A 24,000-nucleotide genomic window follows, 5' to 3' on the forward strand; every position below is an offset into this window, starting at 1 on the left:
ACTTGAAATTACAAATAGCTGATATTGATAAACTACCTGCTCAGCTCAAAGATATTTAACAGCATTTGTAAAAATGGGGTTTGCCTGGATAAAAAATAAAAACTTCTGCTTGGGTAGAAGAGTTTACATAGCAAAAACTAAACCCACGAACTATGACTGGCAGAATTTGTATGATTACTGGAGCAAATTCAGGTATTGGAAAAGTTACCGCTCTGGAACTGGCAAAACAGGGCATGGAAATTATTATGGTATGCCGGGATAATAAAAGAGGAGAGGAAGCCCGGAAGGAAATCATAGCACAAAGCAATAACCAGAAGGTACACTTGTACCAATGTGATCTTGGCATACAGGCCGATATTGTAAAGCTGGTACAGAAAATTCAGCAGGATTTTACATCTCTGGATATTCTCATTAACAATGCAGGATTAGTTTTAACAGAACGTCAAACCACTCAGGACGGTTATGAAGCCACTTTTGCTATTAATCATCTAGGGCCATTTCTGCTCACCAATCTATTATTAGAACTGCTCAAAAAAGGCAAAGAACCCCGTATTATTACGGTTTCTTCTGAAGCACATCGTTTGGCCAGACTCAATTTTAATAACCTTGCTTCACCCGCCAATTATGGCGCCTGGGTAGCTTATGGAAATTCTAAACTGGCCAATATTCTTTTTACAAAATATCTGGCTGAACTGGTTTCACCTTTCGGCATTACGGCCAACTGCCTGCATCCTGGGGTGGTAGCAACCAGGTTTGGTAAGGGAAACAGTGGTTGGATTGGTACATTTTTCAGTATATTCAGTCCTTTTCTGATTACTGCCCAAAAAGGAGCTGAAACAACTGTTTATCTGGCTACTTCACCGGAAGTGAAACAAATAACAGGAGAATATTTTAATAAAAAGAAACCGAAAACACCCAGCAAAGAAGCCTTAAGCCGCTATAATGCCGAGAAATTATGGGAGCTGAGTATTAACCTTACCAATCTGGAAAAACATTTGTCAACCGTAAAAATGCTTAGTGAATCGAATTAAGTATTGTTTGATAACATTTCTAAAAATAATCCGGTAATGAAAAGTACTTCACATAAAAGAAAAACGGATTATGAGATTTTTATCAACGAGAGTCCATAGGGTCACATATGCCTCCTTTACCTGGTATAATGCCCAAAGACATAGACCAGATTGGCATCCGGGCGAATGTAAGCATTACCCATTTACCTCTCGGAGAACATATACTGTTTATTAGCAATAAGTTTGAAAAAGAAATGAATTCCCAGATTCCATTCTGGAAGGAGTAATTTTTATTAAGGGAAATATAATTAGCTGGTCTGAAAACCTACAGAAAATTCGTATTTTTACAGCATATTTTTGGTTAGAAAATCATATTCATCCCCTCAAACAAGCTGCTTATGAAATTTGGCATCGTTATTTTTCCTGGTTCCAACTGCGATGAAGATATTATTTATACCCTGCATCATACCTTGGGTCAGGAAGTGGTAAAACTCTGGCACAAAGACACCGATTTGCAAGGATGCGAGTGTATTGTGTTGCCTGGAGGATTTTCGTATGGAGATTACCTTCGTTCCGGTGCTATTGCTAGGTTTTCGCCCATTATGGAAAAAGTAATAGAACATGCCAATAATGGCGGTTATCTGATTGGAATATGTAATGGTTTTCAAATACTCACCGAAGCAGGTTTGTTGCCAGGTGCTTTACTCCATAACATTGGTCAGAAATTTATTTGTAGAAATGTGTATCTGAAGCCAGAATCTCAATCAGCCGCTTTAACCAGCCGTCTGGATGCCAGTAAAGCCTACAAAATTCCAATAGCCCATGCCGAAGGCCGCTATTATGCCGATGGGCAAACCTTGCAGCAATTAAAAGACAACGACCAGATTTTATTCCGCTATTGCAACGAAAATGGACAAGTAGACGAAGCCGCTAATCCCAATGGTTCGGCCGAAAATATTGCCGGTATTTGTAATGTCCAGAAAAATGTGTTTGGCATGATGCCTCATCCCGAAAGAGCCGCTGAGTCAGCCTTAGGCAATACAGACGGCAAAGCCATTCTGGAAGGATTATTAACACAGGTGCTGGCATAAAATAGTCTCTGGTCTTTAGAAGGTAAGTAAGAGTACACAATTAAGTATAAGATTTTGGCAAATTGTATCTTTGCTTATGCGTTATATCAAGAAGATTACAGACAAGCAAAAACAAGACTTAGAGAAGATTCATAAAGATAGTAAAAGTTATCAGGAACGTAACCGTTGCCAATGTATACTGTTATCCAATCAAGGCTATCAAGTACAGAAGTTAGCAAGCATTTTTCAAGTAAGTCAGTTAAGTATTTATAAGTGGTTTGATCGCTTTGAGAAAACAGGTGTGGTAGGGTTAAAGAACCAAAAAGGGAAAGGCAGAAAACCCATCCTTACTACCAGTAATGCTACCCATGTTGAAGTAGTGGAAAATAGCATAGAGAAAGAAAAACAACAACTTAAATTAGCTAAGCGAGAGATAGAAGCTAAATTAGGCACGGCTATGAGTGAGATGACCTTGAAGCGGTTTTTAAAAAAATTGACTACCGATGGAAACGTTTCCGTAAATGGATAAAGCCATTGCAAAACAAAGAAGCATATGAGCAGAAAGTCAAGCGATTACATGCTTTGCTTTATTTGGCACAGACAGGCAGTATAGATTTATATTTTGGAGACGAATCAGGGTTTTGCCTTACCCCTTGTGTACCTTATGGATGGATCAAAAAAGGCGAACACGCCCCTATTTTATCCCAAAGAAGTACAAGGATAAATGTATTTGGCTTGTTAAGTACAAATAATGAGTTGCTTACTTATCAGAAAAGTGGGAGTCTAAACGCTGACTTTATCATTGAATGTGTAGAGGCCTTCTCAACATCTATTTCCAAGTTTACTGTCATAGTCTTAGACAACGCCTCCTGGCATACATGTGGCCTATGGGAAGTCAAAAAAGAAGAATGGGAACAGAAAGGATTATACATCTTTTTGCTGCCTAAGTATAGTCCTCATCTTAACAGGATCGAACGATTTTGGAAGCAGGTGAAATATCATTGGCTCAAAGCCGAAGACTATCTGTCTGTAGAAGCGCTTAAGGAGGCACTTTATACCATCTTTTCAGGATTGGGTACTTACTTTAAACTTGATTTTAAAAAACTTGAAGTAGATGAAAATATTATACTTAATTGTGTTTAATTACTTAACAAGAAATAACTATAGACTAATGACCAGAGACTAAACACTATCTTTATTTATCCTGCTGCATATGCTTGTACCATCTCCATGATTTGCTTGGTAGAAGATTTTTTCTTGGGTTCTGTTTCAGCCAGATTTACTTCTACACGGATGGCTTTTAAGCCTTGCACTCCTTGGAGATCTTCTAATTCGACCCGCTCAATTTTGCCGGTGAGCAGATTTTTATCCTGCAAGTATTCAATATAATCATTGTATTCAAAAGCTTCGTTAGCCTGGGAATATATAATTACAATTTTACCTGGCTGGGTGAGCCTTTCATTCGTCCCTTTAATTACCGCTTTATCAATACGCTTTTTGATAATCTCATAGCGGATGTTATAGGCTCCATCCACATCGAAATGCCGCTCGTCCATACGGAACCGGATAGATAAGGGCAGATTATGGGACAATATCAGTTGCGTAGTTTCGAGAGGTATTTTTAGCTGGGATTTTAATGCTTTGGTACGCTTAGCGATTTCGCACATGGTAATAAGTTGCCATAAGCGGAGGTTTTTCAGGTAAATCGGATGAAAACTCATCTCTTCTACCAGTGAAGCACCGATATACATATTGTATTCAATTCCATCCGTTTTATATTTCTCGAAATAATGCGGGAACATCTGTTGCGCTTTTACTTCTTCTTCCTCGATATACGCCGAAAGTGTTTCATTGATCTGGGTAAGGCTGTCTTCAAAATCTTTTCTCTTCTGATATACCACGCCCAGTTCCGGATCAAGCGCATGCCAGTAACTTTCAATATCGGCCTGTAAAATAGGCTGTGCTTCAGATAAATGTTCGATCACTGGCTCAATTTCCCGCTTCAGAAAATCGTGCACGGTAATTTCAGCATCTGATAATAAGCCATTTTTTATCCGCTCTATGTGTTTGGCTGTGGCCAGATTCAGTTTTTCCAGAATAGGCAATGACTGATATTTGAGCGCTTCTTCCAGCAAACGTTTAGCTAAGGAAAGCTGCATAGTTAAATCCTGTTGAATAGCCTTGTTGCGCTCAATGGACGAATTCCGGATATCAGAAGCACCATACAAAGGATATACTTCATTAAATACGATAGGCTCTATTTCTACGGTTTCTCCTTTATCCTGTTTTTCCAGCAGGTTCATAGCCGCTTCCGTAAACCGCCATTCCACACTGGGATGTATGGCAGTGAATTTTTCTTTCACTACGGCTTCAATGCGGGCCTCCTGTTCTTCAAAGCTGCGTTTTACAGCCAGTGCGAACATAGGCAATGTTTCTTCCAGTTTCAGCAGGCTTAGGCTATGCAAATCACGGGCATAGGGAGAACCTAATTCCAGTACACCAATCATCACTTCGTCATAAAATAAGGGAATAAATACCATGTTGCGGATATCCTGCCCGATAAACTGGTCTTTTACGTCCTGGGCCACAGGCGCAGTAGCCAGGTCCTCAATAATCAAAGGTTTGGCCTGTTCCATAAAATTCCGGTAAAATTCGTGCATACCCATCGAACAGCTCATGCCTTGTATATCCCTGAAAATAAAACTATGGCATATTTTCTGGCCAAAATTCACCATTGTATTACGCCTTTTTTGAAAAGCGCCAATACCTAATTTCAACTCCGGACGGTTAAGCAGATTTCTGACTTTACGCTGAATCTGGGTGAACTTCTCATCTGAAATGATAGATTCTTTTTCGAGCAGGTTATACTTAAGCGAGGATAAAATTTGCTGATCGGAAATATCTGTCAGGCTAAATATCATAAAACCACTGAACTCAAACTGCTCCGGACCCAGATGCTTCATCCACAAATCCATATCCTGGAAATTATTGAGCAGGTGTTGAATTTCTTCGGGAGAAAGTTTCCTGGGCGTACCAATGGCTTTCACTTCCACAAACCGGGCATCCACCGTCATTTTATAATATTTATCCAGACCGGTTACGGCATCTGTTACCTGGAAACTGGAAGTTTTATCAAGCGATACCTCTATTCCATAAAACTGTTTCAGAATTAATGAACAAGCATAAAATACTTTGCTTCCCATCATTTTCTGAGTATCGAGGCTAGGCGGATACTGGATGTGGCTGTCCTTATTAAGCATACTGGCTGCGAAAGTAGGCGTATGATAGAAACTGTAATTTCCGAAAGGGGTAATGGCAGCACTCAGGTTTGTTGCATGAGTCACCTGCGGAAAAACAGCTGACATGAGCAATTCAATTGTGTCTTTATACCGTTCAATTACAGATACATCCGTAATTGCTTCGAGTAGTTCGGGTGCAGTTTCTACCAGTTTTTCTGCTTCACGGGCAAGCGCAGCCACCAATGGATTTTTATCCTGGGCTTTTTGTTGCCAGTATTTAATAATAGGCACCAGGCAGAGGGAGGATTTATAGGGGAACTCAGTGCAACTTAGTTTAAGTGTAGCGTTGATCATAGCGAACGTATATGTAGGTTTCCTGGTTTTTTAGGTGGAACAAAGAATGCTATAAAATAATTTTCATTTCTCCGAAAATACTAGTTATACTGCATTGCTTTGTTCCTGGGATACAAGCTTTTACAAGTGAATCCTATCCCATACTCACACAAATATCTGTACGGGTGAAGACGTTTTACAAGGTTCTATATTGTAAACATCCGAGAATTTAGAATCCAGGCAGGTTATGTTAACTTCTTACTACCCGATGACCGTGTGGATATTCACTATGATGTTTAATTTTTAAGGAAGCGGCTAATTGAAATAAGGAAAGCGTTTTTCTGATTAAATGGTATTTAATCACCCGATAAAATGAAAGATCAGCTTCGGGGCAGATCTAAAGTAACTTGTATTGATAACGATTAATTGATAGGGCAAGAGCGTAGGACAATCAGGTGTTAAAAGGCCATACGAAAATATCATACGCTCTTGTTGGAGGTATAGTTGAAATGGCTGAGGATTGCAAGCAACCTAGCTTCTGTATGCACCAGAGCTATATTTATATTCTACTACATTATACGTAGAATATGTGTCCTGTTCATATCTTTTTAATTCGGCCATGAGGATTGCATTGGCTTCTGCAACGGTTGGAGCATTGGCACTAATATGTGGCAATTGCTCTACATATACCAGGCATCCTTCTGTCAGATCCTGAGTAATTACAATGGAAATGTCATTTTTAATCATAGCGGTATTGATTAAGGTTAAAACTTGAAAATTACTTGAGAAACCGAGAGAATTAAAGGCAGATAAAAAGAAGTAATTGTGACTTAATATATAAATTTATTGAATAATTACAAAAATATCTAGTAATAATTTTATTTACAATCGTATAAATACAGTCTTTTAAAATTCAGTATTTGTACATGGAACATATTTATTTGGATATTTTCTCCCGATTATGAAAATAATTTTTGAGTTAAGCATGATACTTCAGAAAAAAGTAAGCACTTTGATTACATAGGAATTAAAGATTCATACCCGATGATAATTACCTGATAGAAATTACGCCAACATGTTTGGATATAGCCTGAGAATATTGTTTTATTGTCATCAGCATTTGCACGATTAAATTATGCGTATCGGAAATACTATTCACCTTACTTACTGCACCAACATCCACCCCGGTGAAAGCTGGGCACAGGTATTTGACACGCTCAAAACCTATCTGCTTCCTCTCAAAGAAAGATTGTCGCCGGATGCCGATATGGGCATTGGATTGCGTTTATCAGACCTGGCTAGCCGCGAACTAATAGAACCAGTAGAACTACATGCATTTAAACAATGGCTGGAGACTCATCACTTATATGTATTTACTATGAATGGTTTTCCCTATGGTGGGTTTCATGGACAGGTAGTGAAAGACAATGTCTACAAACCAGACTGGACTACCCTGGAACGTTTGGAATATACCATCCGGCTGGCTCGTATTTTGGCGCAGTTGCTGCCTGCCGGTATAGAAGGAGGAATTTCTACATCTCCCATTTCATATAAACCCTGGTTTGAAGGAAATAAACAGGCCATGAACGAGGCATTTGAAATAGGGGCACTTCATTTAACCAAAGTAGCAGAAGCACTAACGCACCTGGGTATTGAAACTGGCCGGAGCATCCATATTGATATTGAACCGGAACCAGACTGCCTAATCGAGAATACAACCGAACTGATTGATTTTTTTCAGCATAAACTATTGCCTATTGGGAGTGGCTACCTGATGGAAAAAATGGCCATCACCTCTGCCGTAGCCGAAGAAGTATTACTCAAACGCATACAGGTATGTTATGATGTATGTCATTTTGCTGTAGAATATGAAACCCCGGCCTTGGTATTCGACCGGCTGGCACAGGCAAATATTAATATTGGTAAGATACAGATCAGTGCTGCCTTAAAAGCGCAGTTACCTCATGAAAAGATTGCCAGAGAAGCCATTGCCCGGCGTTTTCAGTCACTGGCAGAATCTACCTATCTGCACCAGGTAATCGCCCGCAACAGCGACGAAACCTTTACTTTTTATCCCGATTTACCACAAGCACTGCCACATATTTACGAAGCACAGGCTGAAGAGTGGCGAACGCACTTTCACGTACCTGTTTTTGTGAGCGATTATGAAAATCTGCAATCCACTCAGGATGAAATTATAGAAGTACTCCGCCTCAACCAAAGCCGGCAGCTCACCCAGCATCTGGAAGTAGAAACCTATACCTGGGAAGTATTACCCACTTCTATTAAAGTGGATTTGTATCATTCTATTGCCAGAGAAATGGAATGGGTAAAGCAGCAGTTATCCTAGTAATATTTTTTAAAACAGAAAGGTTGCAAAAATCAATACAATCCCTTGCAACCGAAGGCGTATTTCCCGGGTCAATAGGATATGTTGCACCAGTAAGTGCATGTATCGCTATTCACCTTTTAAGCCGCCTATACCTATGAAACCCTATGTATTGATCGCTCTACTTTTGATGTTGAGTGCCAAGCAGATATTAGCTCAGACTTCCTCTGAATTATCCTTTCACCAAAATTACAGAAATAAGCCAGAAGGAGGCAGTGAACAAATACAAGTAAAAACCTTTCCCAATCCTTTTGCAGAACAAATACAATTTCAATTCGATATCATAGAGCTATCCCAGGTTAGTATTACAGTATTTGATATTACAGGAAATAAAATTGCTGTGCTGATGGATAAAATGTTAGAAAAGGAATCCTATAAGCTAAACTGGAAACCTTCGCAACAATTATCTGGAATGTACATATATGTGTTCTCTGCCGGTAAAACCCGAAAAACTGGTAAAATTCTGCTATTAAATAAGCGCATTTGATCTCACATATTATGAAGATAAATGAGTGGCGAATGGGTTTAAAAAAATTATTCATGTTAGTGTATGAAAAAAATAACTGTCTTTTGTGGCTCCAATGCCGGAAATATTGAAGCATACATAAAGGTTACAGATCAACTTGCTCGTGTGCTGGTAGAACAGGGAATTAGTTTAATATATGGAGCCGGTAAGGTAGGCCTAATGGGCAGGCTGGCAGATGGTGTATTGCGAAGGGGAGGCGAAGTAATTGGGGTAATTCCCGAAAAATTGGTGCGAAAAGAGGGGGTACATAAAGGTATATCGGTGCTGCATATTGTAAAAACCATGCATGAAAGAAATGCTTTAATGGCCGAACTTTGCGATGGTTTTATTGCCCTCCCAGGCGGAAAGATAGAAGAAATTATAGAATTGTTTACCTGGTCACAAGCAGGAGATCATAATAAAGCTTGCGGATTGCTGAATATAGATGGTTATTATGATAAACGGCTGGCGTTTATGCAAGTGATGACTGATGATAAATTCCCGAAAGCCAAAAGCGAAGATATGCTGATTATCGAAAAAAATCCTGTAGTGATGATTCAGCAAATGCAAGAAATGGAATTAGAACATGTAGTCAAATAGCTGTAGAATAATTTGAAAATACACACTAAATATAAAAAGAGGCTACTAGGGTAGCCTCTTTTTTATTGATCACAAGTTTATAATCCGTGTTGTTGAGTTATAAATTTTAACAAACAATAAATAGCCAACAACATTTGAAAGGTTATTGTAACCATCCCTTCACATCATCCAGACTTACGCCTTTTATTTCCAGTTTTAGTTTTTTACGTAAACCTCCCATGTCATTGAACAGTTTATTGGGATTGGCTGCTTTAAAATCTTGCAGGGTAGCAAAATTCAACTTCTGAATAACCGGAATCCATTCGGCCGGAACACCTAGTGCTAAATATTCTTCATCGGTAGGGGCTACAGACCTGGGTTCTGGTTTCATTTGCGGGAAGAATAACACTTCCTGAATAGAAGGAGAATTGGTCATAATCATGCTGAGGCGGTCGATGCCAATACCCAGCCCGGCTGTAGGCGGCATTCCATATTCCAGAGCACGTAGAAAATCTTCATCCAGTACCATTGCTTCCACATCGCCTCTTTTGCCCAACTCCAGTTGTTCTTCAAAACGTTTCCGCTGATCTATAGGGTCGTTGAGTTCAGAAAAAGCATTACATATCTCTTTCCCATTACAAATGGCTTCAAACCGCTCAACTAAGCCTTCTTTGGTCCGGTGTTTTTTAGCTAGTGGCGACATTTCTACCGGATAATCAGTAATAAACGTAGGTTGAATCAGGCGGTGTTCGCAGGTTTCGCCAAAAATCTCATCTATTAGTTTGCCTTTTCCCATGGTTTCATCTACCGGGACTTTGAGCTGTTGGGCAGTTTTACGAAGCCCTTCTTCATCCATTTGAGAAATATCAATACCGGTAAAATGCTGAATGGCTTCAAACATAGTAAAGCGTTTCCAGGGACGCTGAAAATTAATAAGATGCTCGCCTACCTGTACTTCGGTAGTGCCATGCAAATCCATCGCTACTTTTTCTACCATTTCTTCCACCAGGTCCATCATCCAGTTGTAATCTTTATAGGCTACATACAGTTCCACCTGCGTAAATTCCGGGTTATGAAAACGGCTCATTCCTTCGTTACGGAAATCTTTGGCAAATTCATATACGCCATCAAAACCACCTACAATCAAGCGCTTCAGATATAACTCATTGGCGATCCGCAGATACAAAGTCATATCCAGGGTATTGTGGTGCGTTTTAAATGGACGGGCAGCGGCACCTCCATATAAAGGCTGTAAAATAGGGGTTTCTACTTCCATGTATCCCCGGTTATTCAAGTATTGCCGCATGGAATTGGTCAGCTGGGTTCGTTTTCTGAATGTCTCCCGTACTTCCGGATTCACAATCAAATCAACATATCGCTGGCGGTAACGCTGTTCCGGGTCAGAAAATTCATCATATGTTTTTTCATTGCCTTGTTCATCCACTTCACGCTTTACAATAGGAATTGGTTTAAGCGATTTGGTAAGCACTTTCAGGCTAGTTACATGAATAGAAATTTCTCCGGTCTGGGTGGTGAAAACATAGCCTTTCACCCCAATAATATCTCCTATATCGAGCAGTTTCTTAAAAACCGTATTGTATAGAGTTTTGTCTTCGTCGGGGCAAATATCATCCCGGCGCACATAAATCTGAATGCGGCCAGTGGCATCCTGAATTTCAGCAAAGGAAGCACTTCCCATAATGCGGAAGTTCATAATACGCCCGGCAATAGAAATATCCTTATAGTCAGTTTTGTGGGTAGTGTAGTTTTTGTTTATGTCTTCGGCTGTTACATTTACCTCAAACAATTCGGAAGGGTAAGGCTCGATGCCCATTTTCAGCAACTCTTCTCGTTTTTCACGTCTTTTAATTTCCTGTTCGCTTAATTGCATAATCTTTCTATTTTCCTGCAAAACTATAAGGATAGCGGAGAAATGTAAAACAATGGTACAATTTTATAGAAATACAAAACCCGCTAAGTTTCAAAAACCTAACGGGTTTCAAAATGTTTAGTTTCTATTCATTATTTTTCCAGCACTTTCACCAGCATTCCACTCTCCACTTTGTCTTCAGGCTGCATACCGTTCAGAATGGCTAATTCCTGAATTTTATCTTGATGTACTTTCAAGTCAGCTAGAGCTTGTGCCAGCGTTCCATTGCGCTTTACAGATTTAATCCGGATGCGGTCTGGTTTGCGGTTAATTTTTTCAGGGTCATTCAACTTCCGGAAGTTGGTAATTACGGTGTTGAAGGTGTTAAAATAATTATTAAAATTAGTCGTGCTTGTTATACCCATCATCTGGTAAATATTTTCGCCATACTGGATCAGATAAATGAGTGCCCGTACGTCCTGTTGCTGCTGTTGTCCCTGTTGTTGCTGTGGCTGGGGTTGTGCAATTATAGCAATAGCCGGAAGGCCGTTTACATTTTCCTGCTTCGATTCAATCACGGTGAGCTGGTTATTCTGTACCAGACTCTGGGCAGCGGCTTCCAACGATTGTCCTTGTGCCAGGGTCATGGCCATCATGGCATCGCCTTCTTTGGGAGCCATTTGCACTTGCTGAGGTGTATTCTGGAAAGCCCAGGTAGGCGGAATAGGAAACTGGAATTTTAATACCGGGTGGTAGAAAACATTATTTTCTACAAAACCTTGTTTGGGATCGTCGCCATAAATAATACCATCAATCATTTTCAGATACGAATTCCTGTTTACTTTCAAACTGGTAGCATCTGTTTTTTTCTTCCAGTCAGTTGCCAGCTTTTGTACATCCCGGTATCTATCCTGTGGATTGGGATGGGTAGAAAGAAAATCGGGTGCTTCCTCAGCGCCACTCTGTTTAGAAATTCTGTCCAGTGTCTGGAAAAAATCAGCCATTTCCTGGGCATCATAGCCAATTTTAGTGGAATATTCTACCCCCAGCTTATCAGACTGGCGCTCATCGTCCCGGCCAAATTTGAGAAAAAGCAAACTTAATCCTTGCTGGGCTACATCGGCATACTGGGCAAATTCCGGCGAAACAATCATACCAGCAACCAATCCTACTTGTGCCAGCATGGCTTTGCTATATTGTTTGGCAGAGTGCCTGGCGGTAACATGTCCGATCTCATGTCCTAATACCCCGGCAAATTCAGCTTCATTGTTAAAATGCGCCATAATTCCCCTGGTGAAATACACATATCCGCCAGGAACCGCAAAGGCATTCACTACCGGCGAATCCACTATTTTGAATTGATATTTCAAATCTTTGCGGTGTGAAACAGCCGCCATTTGCTGTCCTTTCTCCTCAATAAAGCGTTGCAGAGATTTATCCTCATACAGCCCAAAGTAATTAATAATCTCCGGATCGGATTGCTGGCCCATCGCTACTTCCTGCCCCTTCGACATCAGCATAAAATCCTTCTTTCCGGTGACCGGATTGGTGGCACAAGCCGATAGCAATAGCATGACTATGGTTGTGCAAAATAGTATAAAACGTTTTTCCATAAAAAATTCAAAAAATAGGTGAGCAATTAGGTTAAAAGGTGTACTCAAAAAATGCTTTATGTAGCTTGTAACGAAAATACAGCATTTGAGTTATTGGATTTATCGGAGATAAGGGTATTGAAAATGAGTTAATTAACTCATTGTAATTGTCAGTATAGTTTACCTGTCCGAAATTATAAGTTTAGATGCTATACAAATATTTCCCTTCGACTGATAAAAATAAGCTATCTCTAAAATTTAGAATACCTGTGTATATTGCATCTTTACCTGAACAAGCTTATGCAGATTCCTAAACTACAACATACCCAAAGCGGAAACTTCTTTCTCATTGCCGGACCCTGTGCTATTGAAGGCCGGGATATTGCCCTGGAAATTGCAGATAAGATCAAGAAAATTACCGACAGGCTGGAAATTCCTTATATTTTCAAAGGATCATTCCGGAAGGCAAACCGCACCAAACTCAATTCATTCACCGGCATCGGCGATATTGCTGCCCTGGAAATTTTGAAAGAAGTAGGAGACACATTTAATCTGCCCACGATCACCGATATTCACGAGACAGAACATGCCGCGATGGCTGCAAAATATGTGGATGTACTACAGATTCCTGCTTTTTTATGCCGCCAGACGGATCTGCTGGTTGCTGCCGCCGAAACCGGAAAAGCAGTGAATGTGAAAAAAGGCCAGTTCTTGTCCGGACAAGCGATGCATTTTGCGGTAGAAAAAATCCGTTCTGTTGGCAATAATGTGGTTTTCCTCACCGACCGGGGAAATTCATTTGGCTATTCCGACCTGGTGGTGGATTTCCGCAATATTCCTGAAATGCAAGCCAATCAGGTACCAGTGGTAATGGATTGCACCCATTCTTTACAACAGCCCAACCAGAGTTCCGGCATTACGGGCGGCAAACCGGCTCTCATCGAAACTATTGCCAAAGCAGCGATTGCCGTAGGTGCCGATGGATTATTTATAGAAACCCATCCACGATTGTCTGAAGCCAAATCAGATGCGGCCAATATGCTACCCTTAGATAAGCTGGAGAATCTGCTTGAAAAGCTGGTAAAAATCAGAAAAGCTGTAGTAGCTTGAAAGAACAATAAGGAATAAAGGCTAGGTATCAAGAATGATTTTGATAACTAGCCTTTTCATATTTAATCGGGTTTGTTTTTACTACCGCATGCGGTCGGCAGAGCGCACCAGGTTTTCGTCGCGGCGGATAAAGCGGTTAGCCAGAATATTACAGATCATAGCGGCTATTGGTAAGTACAATCCCATGGAATAAGAACCGTATTGAGGTTCGGCAAATAAGGTTTCGGCATCCCTGGAAATGTACAGATGCAAACCCAGTACACCAGCCATTAGGAGAGAATTCAATGCACCTAATTTTATTTGTAATAGTCTGTTTTTAAATCTGGTAATAGAATAAAAAGCCACCAGAGCAGAAACTATCGCCAGAATCGCAATATAATACACCGGTTTAGAACTGATCACCTCTCCATTCTTCACATGCGTCAGGTAAAAAGCATTTAAGGTAATCTGTTCGCTGGTGGTAGCATTGATTTTCTGCCAGCTTGTAAACAACAAACTCAGAATCATACAGGCTCCCAGCACAAACAGAAAAATAGACTGCACTCTTTGTATCATAATCTCTAAAATTAACTGCTGCAAAAGTAGAATTTAGAATCGAGAATCGAAAGTGTAATTATGTTTGACTAGCATATAGCTATGAGTGTTACAGATAGGTGAAAGTAACAAGAACTTTGCTGAACTTTCCGGCTATCTGATTTAAATGATTGTGCTTAGTTTTGCCATAAAATCAGATGATAGGTATCAATTTATGTAAGTGTGTATGAAATAATCACTATATTTTGTCCGGACTAAAAACCATTCGAAGCATGAAAAATATACTGGTGCCTACAGATTTTTCGCAGCAAGCCAACAATGCATTAACCGTAGCTTGTGCCATTGCCCGCAAAAGCGGCAGCAACATTCATTTGTTACATGTATTAGATGTTTCCTTAGGAGGTGGATTTAATTTTAGTACCATGGGTGAACCCAGCGGGTATACTACGATGGACCAGGTTTATGTTTTGCAACTGAGAGATATTACCAGTCAGCGTCTGGCAGAATTAGCTCAGAAAAATAGCGGCGATGGCTTTACAATTTTGCCTGAGGTACAAGTTGGAAATATATTCAGCACGGTTACTGCCTATGTAAAAGAACACGATATTGATCTGATTGTGATGGGTACCAAAGGTTCAAGCGGGATTGAAGAGTTCTTTGTAGGATCTAATACTGAAAAAATCGTACGCAGGGCAGCTTGTCCGGTGCTGAGTGTAAAAAATGTATTACCTGGTTTTTCTATCCGGAACATTGCATTTGCATCTAATTTTGAAAAAGATCAGCTCATTGCAGTGAGTAAGTTAAAGCGGTTTCAGGAATTATTTGATGCACAGTTACACCTGGTATATATCAATGTGCCCAATTATTTTGTAAACTCCCGGGCGATCCGTATCCGCATGAATGAGTTTGTTCAGAAATACCAGCTAACAAATTATAATTTCGCAGTATATGATGATAATACCGAAGAAGATGGCATCATTCACTTTGCAGAAGAGATCCATGCAGACATTATTGCGGTAGCTACGCATGGACGAACCGGACTAGCCCATTTACTGAGTGGAAGTATTGCCGAAGATATTGTCAATCATGCCAACCGCCCGGTGCTTACCTTTAATCTGAGGGAGTTTATTGAGCAGCCTGGTTAAATAGTAACAGATAATTCGAGAATTCTATGAAGTAGCACTCTAGCAATACGTTTTTGTTGATGAAAACATAGATGAATCTCAACAATTAAAACGATTCATGAATAGAGGCAGTAGATTTTCAGCAGAAGTCAATATATTTATAAAAAACTTTAATTCATGAACCGATATATTAAAATGGGAGTGGCAGCCTTTTTCTGCCTGCAAATCGTAAGTGGATGTTCTGAGAAAACCGCTAAAAAGGGAGATACCACAGAAGCTACAGGCGCATCCGGAAGCAGTTCGTTATTTGGTAAGAATACTGAAGAAAAAGTAGATGATTTTCTGAGTGATTATGTAAAAGACCTGAGGGCTGCTATGGATGAAGCAGATGATCAGAAAGCTATATCCAAGCTCAAAGATATGAAAGCGGAATTTGAACCCAGAGCTGCTGAACTGAAAGCTGAGGTAGAAGAGTGGGAGAAATCTCTGTCAGAATCTGATAAAGAAGCATTAGAAAAGAAGATGGAAAATAAACCCTATATCAAAGAGCTAATTACTTTAGGTTTTACAGCCGCAGGCCGGTTTAATAAAACACCAGAGTTACAACAAGCTTTTGAAGACCTTAACAGCAGTATGGATTTTGGTGATTTTAATGATGAAGGTGATGAGATAGAAGACGAAGGCGAAGTAGAAGAAATTCCTGAAGAAGAAAGTAGTAATTAGAAGTTTACATAATCAAAATACAAAAGGCTGCACATTAAGGCAGCCTTTTGTATTTTGATTATGTTATATTATTGTTTTATAATAATTGCTTTTATTGAAATTAAATTTTAATTACATTCAAATTATTAAAATAAAATATAAGCTTATATATTAATATGCAAAATTAAATATTATATCAAATGCTGTAAAGATTATATTTCTAAATAGACCTAAACCTCATGAAACACTATTCAACCAATAAATCAGCTAAATTATTACTCATATTGCTGGCCTTTCTAAGCCAAATAGCCCTGGCACAAGTACCCAAGCCATCCGACGTATTCGGATTTGAGGTCGGAGCCGATTACAAAGTAGCTGATTACAGCCAGATGCTTGACTATTACAGCCGCCTGGACAAAGCCAGCGATCGGGTACAAATGATTGAAATTGGCAAATCTGTATTAGGCAAACCGATGTTGCTACTGTTTATTTCAACTGAAGAAAACCTGAAGCAACTCGAAAAATGGCGCAGCATCAGCGAACAGCTTTCCAGAGCCAGAATAGACGATAATAAAGCAAAACAACTGGTAAATGAAGGCAAAGCCATTGTGTGGATAGACGGCGGTATGCATGCTTCCGAAAAAGCCCACGGCCAGATGACCTCCGAACTTGCTTACCGGATTGCTACCGAAGAAACGGCTGAAATGAAAAAAATCCGCGAAAATGTAATTACCCTACTCATGCCAGTCATGAATCCGGATGGAATGGACATTGTCGTAAACTGGTACAAAGCGGTATTTGGAACACCTTACGAAACCACCAACCCACCCTGGTTATACCACCATTATGTAGGCCACGATAACAACCGGGACTGGTTTATGAACAATATGCCGGAGTCCAAAGCCGTTTCAGAAATGCTGTACAATAAATGGTATCCGCAGATTGTCTATAACCATCACCAGTCTTCGCCTTCCTGGACCCGTATATTCCTGCCTCCCTTTGCCAATCCGGTCAATCCGAACATTCATCCTGGCGTAACTACTGGTGTAAATATCGTAGGTACTGCTATGGCCAACCGTTTTGCCATGAATAAAATGCCTGGCGTTGTTTCCCAGCTTACGTTCAGCATGTGGTGGAATGGAGGTATGCGTACAGCACCTTATTTTCATAACCAGATTGGTATTCTCACTGAAACGGCTCATACGTCACCCACTCCCAGATTTTATCCGCCAGATTCTTTACCTAAAGCAGTTGGCCGGGGAGTTACTGCACCTACCGATGCTACTAATATTTTCTATCCCTATCCCTGGAAAGGCGGAGAATCTCACTTTAGAGAGGCGGTGGATTATATGCTCATGGCAACCATGGCTGTACTCGATCTGGCTGCTGACCGCCGGGAAGAGTATTTGTACAATATTTACCGGATGGGAAGGGATGCCATCGAAGCTAAAGACGGTCTGTTTGCTTATGTTATTCCGGCTGATCAATGGGACAAAGGGGAAGCAAGGAATTTAATAAATGTGCTAAGGCAGGGTGGGGTAGAAGTGCATCAGGTAACTAAAGCTTTCCAGGCCAATAATACAACTTATCCGGCTGGCTCTTTTATCATTTATGGAGCGCAGGCTTTCCGTCCCTATGTGATCGATTTGTTTGAAAAACAGGTACATCCCAATCAACGCTTGTATCCTGGTGGGCCGCCCATTCCCCCCTACGATTTAGCAGGCTGGACACTTTCTATGCAAATGGGCGTAAAAGTAGATAAGATCAAAACTTCCTTCGAAGCCAAAACGGAAGAAATCAAAGACAGACTGGCTACTCCTGCCGGACAAGTGGCTGGTAAAGCCGGATTTGGCTATCTTTTGAGCCGGAAAGAAAATGCCAGTGTAATGGCTGTCAATAAATTGTTGACTGCCGGAGAAAGTGTATACATTGCTGACTCTGGGTTCTCTTCAGGTAAACAAAACTACGAGCCAGGTGCTTTCATTGTAGAAAAAGGCTCTGCTACAGAGACCAAAGTGAAAAGTCTGTCAACAGAATTAGGGATTGACTTTTTAAGTGTAGATGCCAAACCTGGCGTGAATCTAAGGAAATTGAAACCGGTAAAAATAGGTTTATACAAATCCTGGGAAGAAAATATGGACGAAGGCTGGACCCGCTGGCTGATGGAAACTTACTCCTTTGCGGTAGACACCCTGCATGATAAAGACCTGCTCAGCAAAGATTTAAAACAATACCAGGCCATCATCATTCCCGACCAGACAGTACATGAAATTCTGAATGGACATGCCCCTGGCACTATGCCTGAGCCTTATGTTGGCGGTGTAGGACTGGAAGGTTCTCTGGCACTTAAAAAATATGTAACGCAGGGCGGAAATCTCATCACCTTCGATGGAGCAAGTGATTTTGCCATCGAGCAATTTGGCTTACCGCTGAAAAATACAGTAGCTGGTTTGTCTTCTCAGCAATTTTTTATTCCTGGTTCCCTCATCCGGACCAATGTAGATGTAAAACATCCGCTGGCTTTTGGTATGCAGCCGGAAGTAGCCGCTTCATTCAATAACAGCCGGGCATTTGAAGTAGTGAAAAAAGTACGCGAAGGCGAAGGGGGTAAAGAGGAAACCAAACTTGCGCCAGAACCACCAGTTGAAGTCATTGCTACCTATGCTAAAAAAGATCTGTTAATGAGTGGATGGGCTTTGAATGAAGATAAATACATTGCCGGGAAAGCTGCCGTTGTGCGTGTGAAACAGGGAAGCGGCAACATAGTATTATTCGGCTTCCGTCCGCAATTCCGTGGACAACCCAGGGCAACTTACAAACTGATTTTCAATGCGATCTATGGAGCACCCACTGAAAAAGTAAATGCTACAAGTACTGCTGTGGAAGATTAATCATCAATAGTAGTACCATTTAAGAAAACCTCACATATTTTGTAGTTGTGAGGTTTTCACTTGATAACTCATTTAATTTTTATCATCAATGAAAAACAAACTCCTGATTTTACTTGCCTCATTTCTATATACATTATCTGTTCAGGCGCAGGATGCAGATGAAGGTCCACAGGAAAATGTAACAGTTGCGGTAAACAAACGCTACACCACTGAAATGAATAATCTGGCCAAACGTCCGGCAGTGAAACAGGCTTTTCAAGTGATTCTGGAGTTAGAACCGCAAACTACAAGGGAACTCATTATGCTCACAGAAATTCCGGCGCCTCCTTTTAAAGAAGAAATACGGGCACAGAAATATGCACAAATGCTAAAAGAAGCTGGCGCAGATTCTGTATGGATAGATGAAGTTGGAAATGTAATTGCTAAACGCAAAGGCCATTCAGGTAAATCCACTGTTGCCCTGGATGCCCATTTAGACACAGTTTTCCCGGAAGGAACCGATGTGAAAGTAAAACAAAAAGGAGATACCTTATTTGCCCCAGGTATCGGCGATGATACCCGTGGACTGATTATGGTGCTTACCGTATTACGTGGACTCGAAAAAGCAAATATCGAAACGGAAGCAGATGTATTGTTCATTGGTACAGTAGGTGAAGAAGGTCTGGGTGATTTACGAGGAGTAAAACATTTATTTAGCGAAAACGGACCCAAGATTGATTCCTGGATTGCGGTAGATGGAGGAGAGTTAGGTGGTATTGCACATCGTGGGCTAGGTTCGCACCGCTACCGGGTTACTTTCAAAGGCCCTGGCGGACATTCCTGGGGCGCTTTTGGTATGGCTAATCCACATAATGCCCTATCTAGAGCCGTATATCATTTTACTACAGAAGCCGATAAATTTACTAGGGAAGGCATCAAAACCAGTTACAATGTAGGACGGATTGGTGGTGGTACATCTGTCAATTCTATTCCATTTGAATCGTGGATGGAGGTAGATATGCGTTCTGAGAGTCCGGAAAAGCTACAGGGTGTAGATGATATTCTGCAAAAAGCGATACAAAAAGGTTTGAAGGAAGAAAACCAGGCCAAACGAAGAGGGCCAGATTTAACTGTAGACATAAAAATGGTAGGCGATAGACCTTCCGGAAAAACTGATCCAACTATTACGCTGGTTCAACGGACAATGGCTTCTGTACAGTATTTTAATGCAAAACCAGAATTACGGGCTGGTTCTACGGATTCCAATATTCCCATTTCCAAAGGTGTTCCGGCAGTAACTATCGGCAGAGGTGGCGTAGGAGGAGGTGCACACTCGTTAGGCGAATGGTGGATGAATAAAGATGGACACCTGGCCATTCAACAAGCTTTATTATTAGTATTGGCAGAAGCCGGAATGGCGAAGGGGAAGTAAAAAGTAGTAAAATATGTTAAAAGCTCATACAAAAGTATGGGCTTTTCTCTTGTAGAATGCATCTTATAATTCATTTGATATATAGGTGAGAGAATGATGAGTAAATTATCCTATTATTTCATTCTATTTTGCTGCTTCAAACCTGTTTAGCCATGACAGAAAAGCGTATATTTGTAGGTATTCCTTCGCCAGATGAGTTAGCTCAACCACTGGCGGCTTGCCGTAATGCCTTACATCAACCTGAACTAGCCTGGGTGAGTACAGAAAATCTGCATATCACCTTACTGTTTATGGGTAATATATCATGTGGAGAAATAGATAATATTGCCGGAAAACTTGCGTCACTGGTTACCTTTCCAAGCTTCTGTTTGTGCTTTTCAGAAGTGCAGGTTATTAAGCGAGGGGGGAAAAGCCAATATGATCTGGGCAGCTTTTGAAGAAAGCCATGCATTTGTTTCTCTGGCTACACAAATCGCTCAAATAGTTGGTATTGCATCAATTATCCTCCTTTGCCACATATTACCCTCGCCAGAGTAAAGCGCAATAAAACAGTAAGTGTAGATAAAAATGTTTTTCCAGCTATCAATCATTTAAAAATCGCCGTGAAAAAATTCAATCTATATGAATCTAATCTTACGCCTCAGGGTTCGGTTTATACTGTTTTAGGCGAATGGTATCTGAAAGATTCCGGTCATGATTGTTAACTTTGGGGATAATAAATATTGCCCTATGACTCATTTTCGTGCCTTTATTTTTCTTTGGTGTTTAAGTTTTGTTTCGGTTGCTGTTTATGCCCAGGATGGGACTGTTTCTCAAAAAATTTCTACGGTTCCGCTTCCTTCAGAATTATACTTTGCCGGCGAAAAAGTGCCGTTAAATGATGTGGAAGTAAGAGAACGGCTGGAACGGGAACTCATCATCAATTGTTACAGACATTCTACTACGCTCATTATTCTCAAACGGGTATACCGCTGGCGGGAGAAAATGGAAGCCATTCTGGTAGAACAAGGAATTCCTACCGATTTTTTCTATCTGGCAGTAATTGAGAGTGAACTCGAACCCTATGCCGATTCAGGAAAAGCACATGGTTTCTGGCAGTTTACGGATGGTTCAGCGAAAGCCCAGCGTTTAGAAATTTCAAAATATGTAGACCAGCGGCGTGATCCAATCCTTTCTACCAAGGCTGCTGCCAGACATATTAAGAGCAATTACGATGAATTTAAAAGCTGGACACTCGCAGCAGCTGCCTATAATCTGGGAATGCCTACCTTGCGGAGGGTACGTAATTATCAGGAAGTGAATTCATACTACGATCTCTATCTGACTTCCGAAACAGCCCGCTATGTATTCCGGATTCTGGCTATGAAACTCATTATCGAAAATCCTGAGAAATATGGATTTTATTTAAAGGGAGAAGATAAGTTGAAGCCCATGTCCACAAAAGCGTACAAAGTTGACCATACTATTGATAACATTGCAAAGTTTGCTTTAGATCAGAAAATCAATTATAAAATACTAAAGTTGTATAATCCATGGATCAAGTTCGATTCAAAGGATGATTATAATTACCGTTTCGAAGTATTGCCCGGAAAATCCTACGAATTTCAGCTGCCTGTGCAGTAGCAGATAATTATTTTACTTTATAAATTGGTAAGGCCAATACTTGATCAAAAGAGTATTGGCCTTTGTATAAATAGATCTCTCAAATTTTTCTATTCATCAGAACCTTTATAACCTTTCAATAACATTGGCAGTATAACTTAGCTATAAGTTTACTGCCATGACCGAAAAAAAACTAAGAAAAATTATAGCACTGGCCATTGTTGTAGGTGCCATCATGGCGCTTTTTGATATGGCGTATGGTACTACTATCCTACTTGGAGGATTAGCCGCATTTCTGTTGTTGAAATTAATTAAACTAATCGCTAAGAAAAAATATACCTGGACTACCCTGCATGTAGTTCAACTCATATTTATTTTGATTGCCCTGGCTTCCCTGGCTTTGCGTTATTATGAATACCCTTATGGCCGGGTTGTATTTATAATCGCCTTTCTGGCAGAATCACTGGTTTCGGCTAAGATCATGTTAAATGAAAAGTTTGGCAACGACAATGTGAATAACTTTTTCAGAATGGTGAAGCAGTTCCTACTAGCACAACGGCAAGGCAGCAGGAGAATATAAATCGTATGAAAACCCTTAAATCCTAACATCTGGTAAGCGGCTTATTGGAGATGTTACTAAGAAAGATAATAATATTTTAGTAGTATTATGGGATAATCAGGTAGGTACTTGCCTGGCTAATCTTTCTCTAAATCTGTTCCCATGGTACTCAACTACATCTGGATATTTTTCTTCCTGATTGCATTTGGCATTGCCCTTTTTCGTCTCATTTTCCTAAACGATACAGAAATATTTCCTAAGCTGGTAGCCAGTACCTTCGACAATTCAAAGCTGGGTTTCGAAATATCGCTGGGATTAACCGGGGTAATGACCTTATGGCTGGGTTTAATGCGGGTGGGTGAAAAGGGAGGAGCCATTGGGTTTCTAACCAGACTAGTAAATCCGTTTTTCAGCCGCTTATTTCCTGAAATTCCCAAAAATCATCCGGTAATGGGTGCCATTCTGATGAATTTTTCCGCCAATATGCTAGGTCTGGATAATGCGGCTACTCCGTTGGGACTAAAAGCCATGCAAGGCATGCAAGACCTGAATCCTGTAAAAGATACTGCTTCTAATGCCCAGATTATGTTTCTGGTACTGAATACTTCCGGGCTTACTCTCATTCCGCTTACCATTATGACCTATCGTGCCCAGCAAGGTGCTGTAGATCCCTCTGATGTGTTTATTCCTATTTTGCTGGCTACTTTTTGTTCTACCCTTACCGGAATTATTGTGGTTTCTATTTACCAGAAGATCAATCTTTTTAACCGGGTTTTATTAACGTACCTTATTTCTATTATCGCTGGTCTGGCAGCTTTGATCTATTATTTCTCTATTATCCCACAGGAACGGGTGAGCTTAATCTCATCAGTTGCCAGTAATGTAATTTTATTTACGGTGATCGTTTCCTTTATTGCTTCGGCCTTTTTTAAAAAAATAAATGTGTATGATGCTTTTATTGAGGGGGCGAAAGAAGGTTTTAGCGTAGCCATTAATATTATTCCTTATCTGGTAGCTATTCTGGTTGGAATTGGTGTATTCCGGGTATCAGGTGCGCTAAATATTGTAGTTGATGGCTTGGGTGCTTTTTTTAAATTCCTGGGATTCAATACAGATTTTGTTCCGGCTTTGCCTGTTGCCTTAATGATGCCCCTCAGTGGCGGAGGTGCCAGAGGGATGATGGTAGATATTCTCAAAACCTATGGAGCTGATTCATTTGCCGGACGAACCGCTTCAATTCTAAATGGAGCTACAGAAACTACCTTTTATGTGCTCGCTGTATACTTTGGTTCAGTAGGTGTAAGAAAAACCAGGTATGCCGTTACCTGTGGATTAATGGCTGACTTGGCTGGTGTTACGGCGGCAATCTTATTATCATATCTGTTCTTTCACTAATAGAACATAGTGTGATGTATAGAAATGGCATCCGGAGGATTGTAAATTTTGATCTTCCAGATGCCATTATTGTTTTTACACATCA

23 protein-coding genes are annotated in these 24,000 nt (G+C 40.4%); 18 read left to right on the top strand and 5 right to left on the bottom strand.

The genetic code is table 11. From position 1 onward, the window contains the following. The first annotated feature begins 152 nt into the window (after positions 1-152). The 5 genes from GXP67_RS15380 to GXP67_RS15400 all read left to right on the top strand — a co-directional run bounded on the left by GXP67_RS15380 (position 153) and on the right by GXP67_RS15400 (position 3,223). The gene (locus GXP67_RS15380; protein ID WP_162443940.1) at positions 153-1,031 is read left to right on the top strand and encodes an SDR family oxidoreductase; all 879 of its coding nucleotides are present in this window, start codon (positions 153-155) and stop codon (positions 1,029-1,031) included. 107 nt (positions 1,032-1,138) lie between these two features. Beyond that, a complete protein-coding gene (locus GXP67_RS15385; protein WP_162443941.1) occupies positions 1,139-1,297 on the top strand; it encodes a hypothetical protein in 159 nt (52 codons plus the stop codon). A gap of 111 nt (positions 1,298-1,408) precedes the next feature. Beyond that, complete coding sequence (gene purQ / locus GXP67_RS15390; RefSeq protein WP_162443942.1) at positions 1,409-2,101, top strand: phosphoribosylformylglycinamidine synthase subunit PurQ; 693 nt, start codon at positions 1,409-1,411, stop codon at positions 2,099-2,101. 76 nt (positions 2,102-2,177) lie between these two features. After that, positions 2,178-2,609, top strand: a complete 432-nt coding sequence (locus GXP67_RS15395) for a helix-turn-helix domain-containing protein (RefSeq protein WP_162441276.1) — start codon at positions 2,178-2,180, stop codon at positions 2,607-2,609. Between the two features lie 5 nt (positions 2,610-2,614). After that, positions 2,615-3,223 carry an IS630 family transposase gene (locus GXP67_RS15400; protein WP_232064508.1) on the top strand — a complete coding sequence of 203 codons (609 nt, stop codon included), beginning with the start codon at positions 2,615-2,617 and terminating at the stop codon, positions 3,221-3,223. 56 nt (positions 3,224-3,279) lie between these two features. Here GXP67_RS15400 and GXP67_RS15405 read toward each other — a convergent pair whose 3' ends face one another. Then, the gene (locus GXP67_RS15405) at positions 3,280-5,673 is read right to left on the bottom strand and encodes a GAF domain-containing protein (protein ID WP_162443943.1); all 2,394 of its coding nucleotides are present in this window, start codon (positions 5,671-5,673) and stop codon (positions 3,280-3,282) included. Between the two features lie 510 nt (positions 5,674-6,183). Continuing rightward, positions 6,184-6,399 carry a hypothetical protein gene (locus tag GXP67_RS15410; protein WP_162443944.1) on the bottom strand — a complete coding sequence of 72 codons (216 nt, stop codon included), beginning with the start codon at positions 6,397-6,399 and terminating at the stop codon, positions 6,184-6,186. 388 nt (positions 6,400-6,787) lie between these two features. Here GXP67_RS15410 and eboE point away from each other — a divergent pair, with 388 nt between their 5' ends. The 3 genes from eboE (at position 6,788) to GXP67_RS15425 (ending at position 9,146) form a co-directional block, all read left to right on the top strand. Beyond that, the gene (eboE, locus tag GXP67_RS15415) at positions 6,788-8,002 is read left to right on the top strand and encodes a metabolite traffic protein EboE (RefSeq protein WP_162443945.1); all 1,215 of its coding nucleotides are present in this window, start codon (positions 6,788-6,790) and stop codon (positions 8,000-8,002) included. A gap of 136 nt (positions 8,003-8,138) precedes the next feature. Further along, entirely contained in the window at positions 8,139-8,528 is a 390-nt protein-coding gene (locus tag GXP67_RS15420) for a T9SS type A sorting domain-containing protein (RefSeq protein ID WP_162443946.1), read from the top strand. A 63-nt stretch (positions 8,529-8,591) separates the two neighbouring features. Next, complete coding sequence (locus GXP67_RS15425; protein ID WP_162443947.1) at positions 8,592-9,146, top strand: LOG family protein; 555 nt, start codon at positions 8,592-8,594, stop codon at positions 9,144-9,146. A gap of 142 nt (positions 9,147-9,288) precedes the next feature. Here the strand turns inward: GXP67_RS15425 and lysS are convergent, their stop codons facing one another. Together lysS and GXP67_RS15435 are read right to left on the bottom strand one after the other, a co-directional pair. Then, positions 9,289-11,016 (bottom strand): lysine--tRNA ligase, encoded by a 1,728-nt coding sequence (lysS, locus tag GXP67_RS15430; RefSeq protein WP_162443948.1) that lies wholly within the window; start codon positions 11,014-11,016, stop codon positions 9,289-9,291. Positions 11,017-11,147: 131 nt separating this feature from the next. Then, on the bottom strand, positions 11,148-12,608 hold the full coding sequence (locus GXP67_RS15435; RefSeq protein WP_232065235.1) for a M48 family metalloprotease: 1,461 nt from the start codon (positions 12,606-12,608) through the stop codon (positions 11,148-11,150). A gap of 279 nt (positions 12,609-12,887) precedes the next feature. Here GXP67_RS15435 and kdsA point away from each other — a divergent pair, with 279 nt between their 5' ends. Beyond that, positions 12,888-13,697 (top strand): 3-deoxy-8-phosphooctulonate synthase, encoded by an 810-nt coding sequence (gene kdsA / locus GXP67_RS15440; RefSeq protein ID WP_162443949.1) that lies wholly within the window; start codon positions 12,888-12,890, stop codon positions 13,695-13,697. 81 nt (positions 13,698-13,778) lie between these two features. Here the strand turns inward: kdsA and GXP67_RS15445 are convergent, their stop codons facing one another. Next, entirely contained in the window at positions 13,779-14,252 is a 474-nt protein-coding gene (locus GXP67_RS15445; protein ID WP_162443950.1) for a DUF4293 domain-containing protein, read from the bottom strand. 251 nt (positions 14,253-14,503) lie between these two features. Between GXP67_RS15445 and GXP67_RS15450 the strand changes: the two genes are divergently transcribed. The 9 genes from GXP67_RS15450 to GXP67_RS15490 all read left to right on the top strand — a co-directional run bounded on the left by GXP67_RS15450 (position 14,504) and on the right by GXP67_RS15490 (position 23,915). Beyond that, on the top strand, positions 14,504-15,376 hold the full coding sequence (locus tag GXP67_RS15450; protein WP_162443951.1) for a universal stress protein: 873 nt from the start codon (positions 14,504-14,506) through the stop codon (positions 15,374-15,376). A 156-nt stretch (positions 15,377-15,532) separates the two neighbouring features. Beyond that, the gene (locus GXP67_RS15455) at positions 15,533-16,078 is read left to right on the top strand and encodes an OmpH family outer membrane protein (protein WP_162443952.1); all 546 of its coding nucleotides are present in this window, start codon (positions 15,533-15,535) and stop codon (positions 16,076-16,078) included. Positions 16,079-16,296: 218 nt separating this feature from the next. Then, positions 16,297-18,948, top strand: coding sequence for a M14 family metallopeptidase (locus GXP67_RS15460; protein WP_162443953.1), 2,652 nt, complete (start codon positions 16,297-16,299; stop codon positions 18,946-18,948). A gap of 88 nt (positions 18,949-19,036) precedes the next feature. Next, positions 19,037-20,359: a M20/M25/M40 family metallo-hydrolase gene (locus GXP67_RS15465; protein WP_162443954.1), complete on the top strand. Its 1,323-nt coding sequence runs from the start codon at positions 19,037-19,039 to the stop codon at positions 20,357-20,359. Positions 20,360-20,511: 152 nt separating this feature from the next. Beyond that, entirely contained in the window at positions 20,512-20,796 is a 285-nt protein-coding gene (locus tag GXP67_RS15470; protein WP_162443955.1) for a 2'-5' RNA ligase family protein, read from the top strand. 72 nt (positions 20,797-20,868) lie between these two features. After that, positions 20,869-21,063: a 2'-5' RNA ligase family protein gene (locus GXP67_RS15475; protein ID WP_162443956.1), complete on the top strand. Its 195-nt coding sequence runs from the start codon at positions 20,869-20,871 to the stop codon at positions 21,061-21,063. 25 nt (positions 21,064-21,088) lie between these two features. Continuing rightward, positions 21,089-21,982, top strand: a complete 894-nt coding sequence (locus GXP67_RS15480; protein ID WP_162443957.1) for a lytic transglycosylase domain-containing protein — start codon at positions 21,089-21,091, stop codon at positions 21,980-21,982. Between the two features lie 157 nt (positions 21,983-22,139). Next, a complete protein-coding gene (locus tag GXP67_RS15485; protein WP_162443958.1) occupies positions 22,140-22,541 on the top strand; it encodes a hypothetical protein in 402 nt (133 codons plus the stop codon). A gap of 141 nt (positions 22,542-22,682) precedes the next feature. Next, on the top strand, positions 22,683-23,915 hold the full coding sequence (locus GXP67_RS15490) for a spore maturation protein (protein ID WP_162443959.1): 1,233 nt from the start codon (positions 22,683-22,685) through the stop codon (positions 23,913-23,915). Positions 23,916-24,000: the final 85 nt, after the last annotated feature.

The sequence above is a fragment of the Rhodocytophaga rosea genome (genome assembly GCF_010119975.1).
Lineage (GTDB): Bacteria > Bacteroidota > Bacteroidia > Cytophagales > 172606-1 > Rhodocytophaga > Rhodocytophaga rosea.

What these genes read in the sequence shown, in the direction of transcription:
- GXP67_RS15450 (WP_162443951.1), top strand. Translation starts at nt 14,504, where the DNA reads ATGAAAAATATACTGGTGCCTACAGATTTTTCGCAGCAAGCCAACAAT.
- GXP67_RS15470 (WP_162443955.1), top strand. Translation starts at nt 20,512, where the DNA reads ATGACAGAAAAGCGTATATTTGTAGGTATTCCTTCGCCAGATGAGTTA.
- kdsA (WP_162443949.1), top strand. Translation starts at nt 12,888, where the DNA reads ATGCAGATTCCTAAACTACAACATACCCAAAGCGGAAACTTCTTTCTC.
- GXP67_RS15410 (WP_162443944.1), bottom strand. Translation starts at nt 6,399, where the DNA reads ATGATTAAAAATGACATTTCCATTGTAATTACTCAGGATCTGACAGAA.
- eboE (WP_162443945.1), top strand. Translation starts at nt 6,788, where the DNA reads ATGCGTATCGGAAATACTATTCACCTTACTTACTGCACCAACATCCAC.
- GXP67_RS15480 (WP_162443957.1), top strand. Translation starts at nt 21,089, where the DNA reads ATGACTCATTTTCGTGCCTTTATTTTTCTTTGGTGTTTAAGTTTTGTT.
- GXP67_RS15420 (WP_162443946.1), top strand. Translation starts at nt 8,139, where the DNA reads ATGAAACCCTATGTATTGATCGCTCTACTTTTGATGTTGAGTGCCAAG.
- GXP67_RS15395 (WP_162441276.1), top strand. Translation starts at nt 2,178, where the DNA reads ATGCGTTATATCAAGAAGATTACAGACAAGCAAAAACAAGACTTAGAG.
- GXP67_RS15490 (WP_162443959.1), top strand. Translation starts at nt 22,683, where the DNA reads ATGGTACTCAACTACATCTGGATATTTTTCTTCCTGATTGCATTTGGC.
- lysS (WP_162443948.1), bottom strand. Translation starts at nt 11,016, where the DNA reads ATGCAATTAAGCGAACAGGAAATTAAAAGACGTGAAAAACGAGAAGAG.
- GXP67_RS15460 (WP_162443953.1), top strand. Translation starts at nt 16,297, where the DNA reads ATGAAACACTATTCAACCAATAAATCAGCTAAATTATTACTCATATTG.
- GXP67_RS15425 (WP_162443947.1), top strand. Translation starts at nt 8,592, where the DNA reads ATGAAAAAAATAACTGTCTTTTGTGGCTCCAATGCCGGAAATATTGAA.
- GXP67_RS15405 (WP_162443943.1), bottom strand. Translation starts at nt 5,673, where the DNA reads ATGATCAACGCTACACTTAAACTAAGTTGCACTGAGTTCCCCTATAAA.
- purQ (WP_162443942.1), top strand. Translation starts at nt 1,409, where the DNA reads ATGAAATTTGGCATCGTTATTTTTCCTGGTTCCAACTGCGATGAAGAT.
- GXP67_RS15435 (WP_232065235.1), bottom strand. Translation starts at nt 12,608, where the DNA reads ATGGAAAAACGTTTTATACTATTTTGCACAACCATAGTCATGCTATTG.
- GXP67_RS15380 (WP_162443940.1), top strand. Translation starts at nt 153, where the DNA reads ATGACTGGCAGAATTTGTATGATTACTGGAGCAAATTCAGGTATTGGA.
- GXP67_RS15455 (WP_162443952.1), top strand. Translation starts at nt 15,533, where the DNA reads ATGAACCGATATATTAAAATGGGAGTGGCAGCCTTTTTCTGCCTGCAA.
- GXP67_RS15445 (WP_162443950.1), bottom strand. Translation starts at nt 14,252, where the DNA reads ATGATACAAAGAGTGCAGTCTATTTTTCTGTTTGTGCTGGGAGCCTGT.
- GXP67_RS15465 (WP_162443954.1), top strand. Translation starts at nt 19,037, where the DNA reads ATGAAAAACAAACTCCTGATTTTACTTGCCTCATTTCTATATACATTA.
- GXP67_RS15485 (WP_162443958.1), top strand. Translation starts at nt 22,140, where the DNA reads ATGACCGAAAAAAAACTAAGAAAAATTATAGCACTGGCCATTGTTGTA.
- GXP67_RS15385 (WP_162443941.1), top strand. Translation starts at nt 1,139, where the DNA reads ATGCCTCCTTTACCTGGTATAATGCCCAAAGACATAGACCAGATTGGC.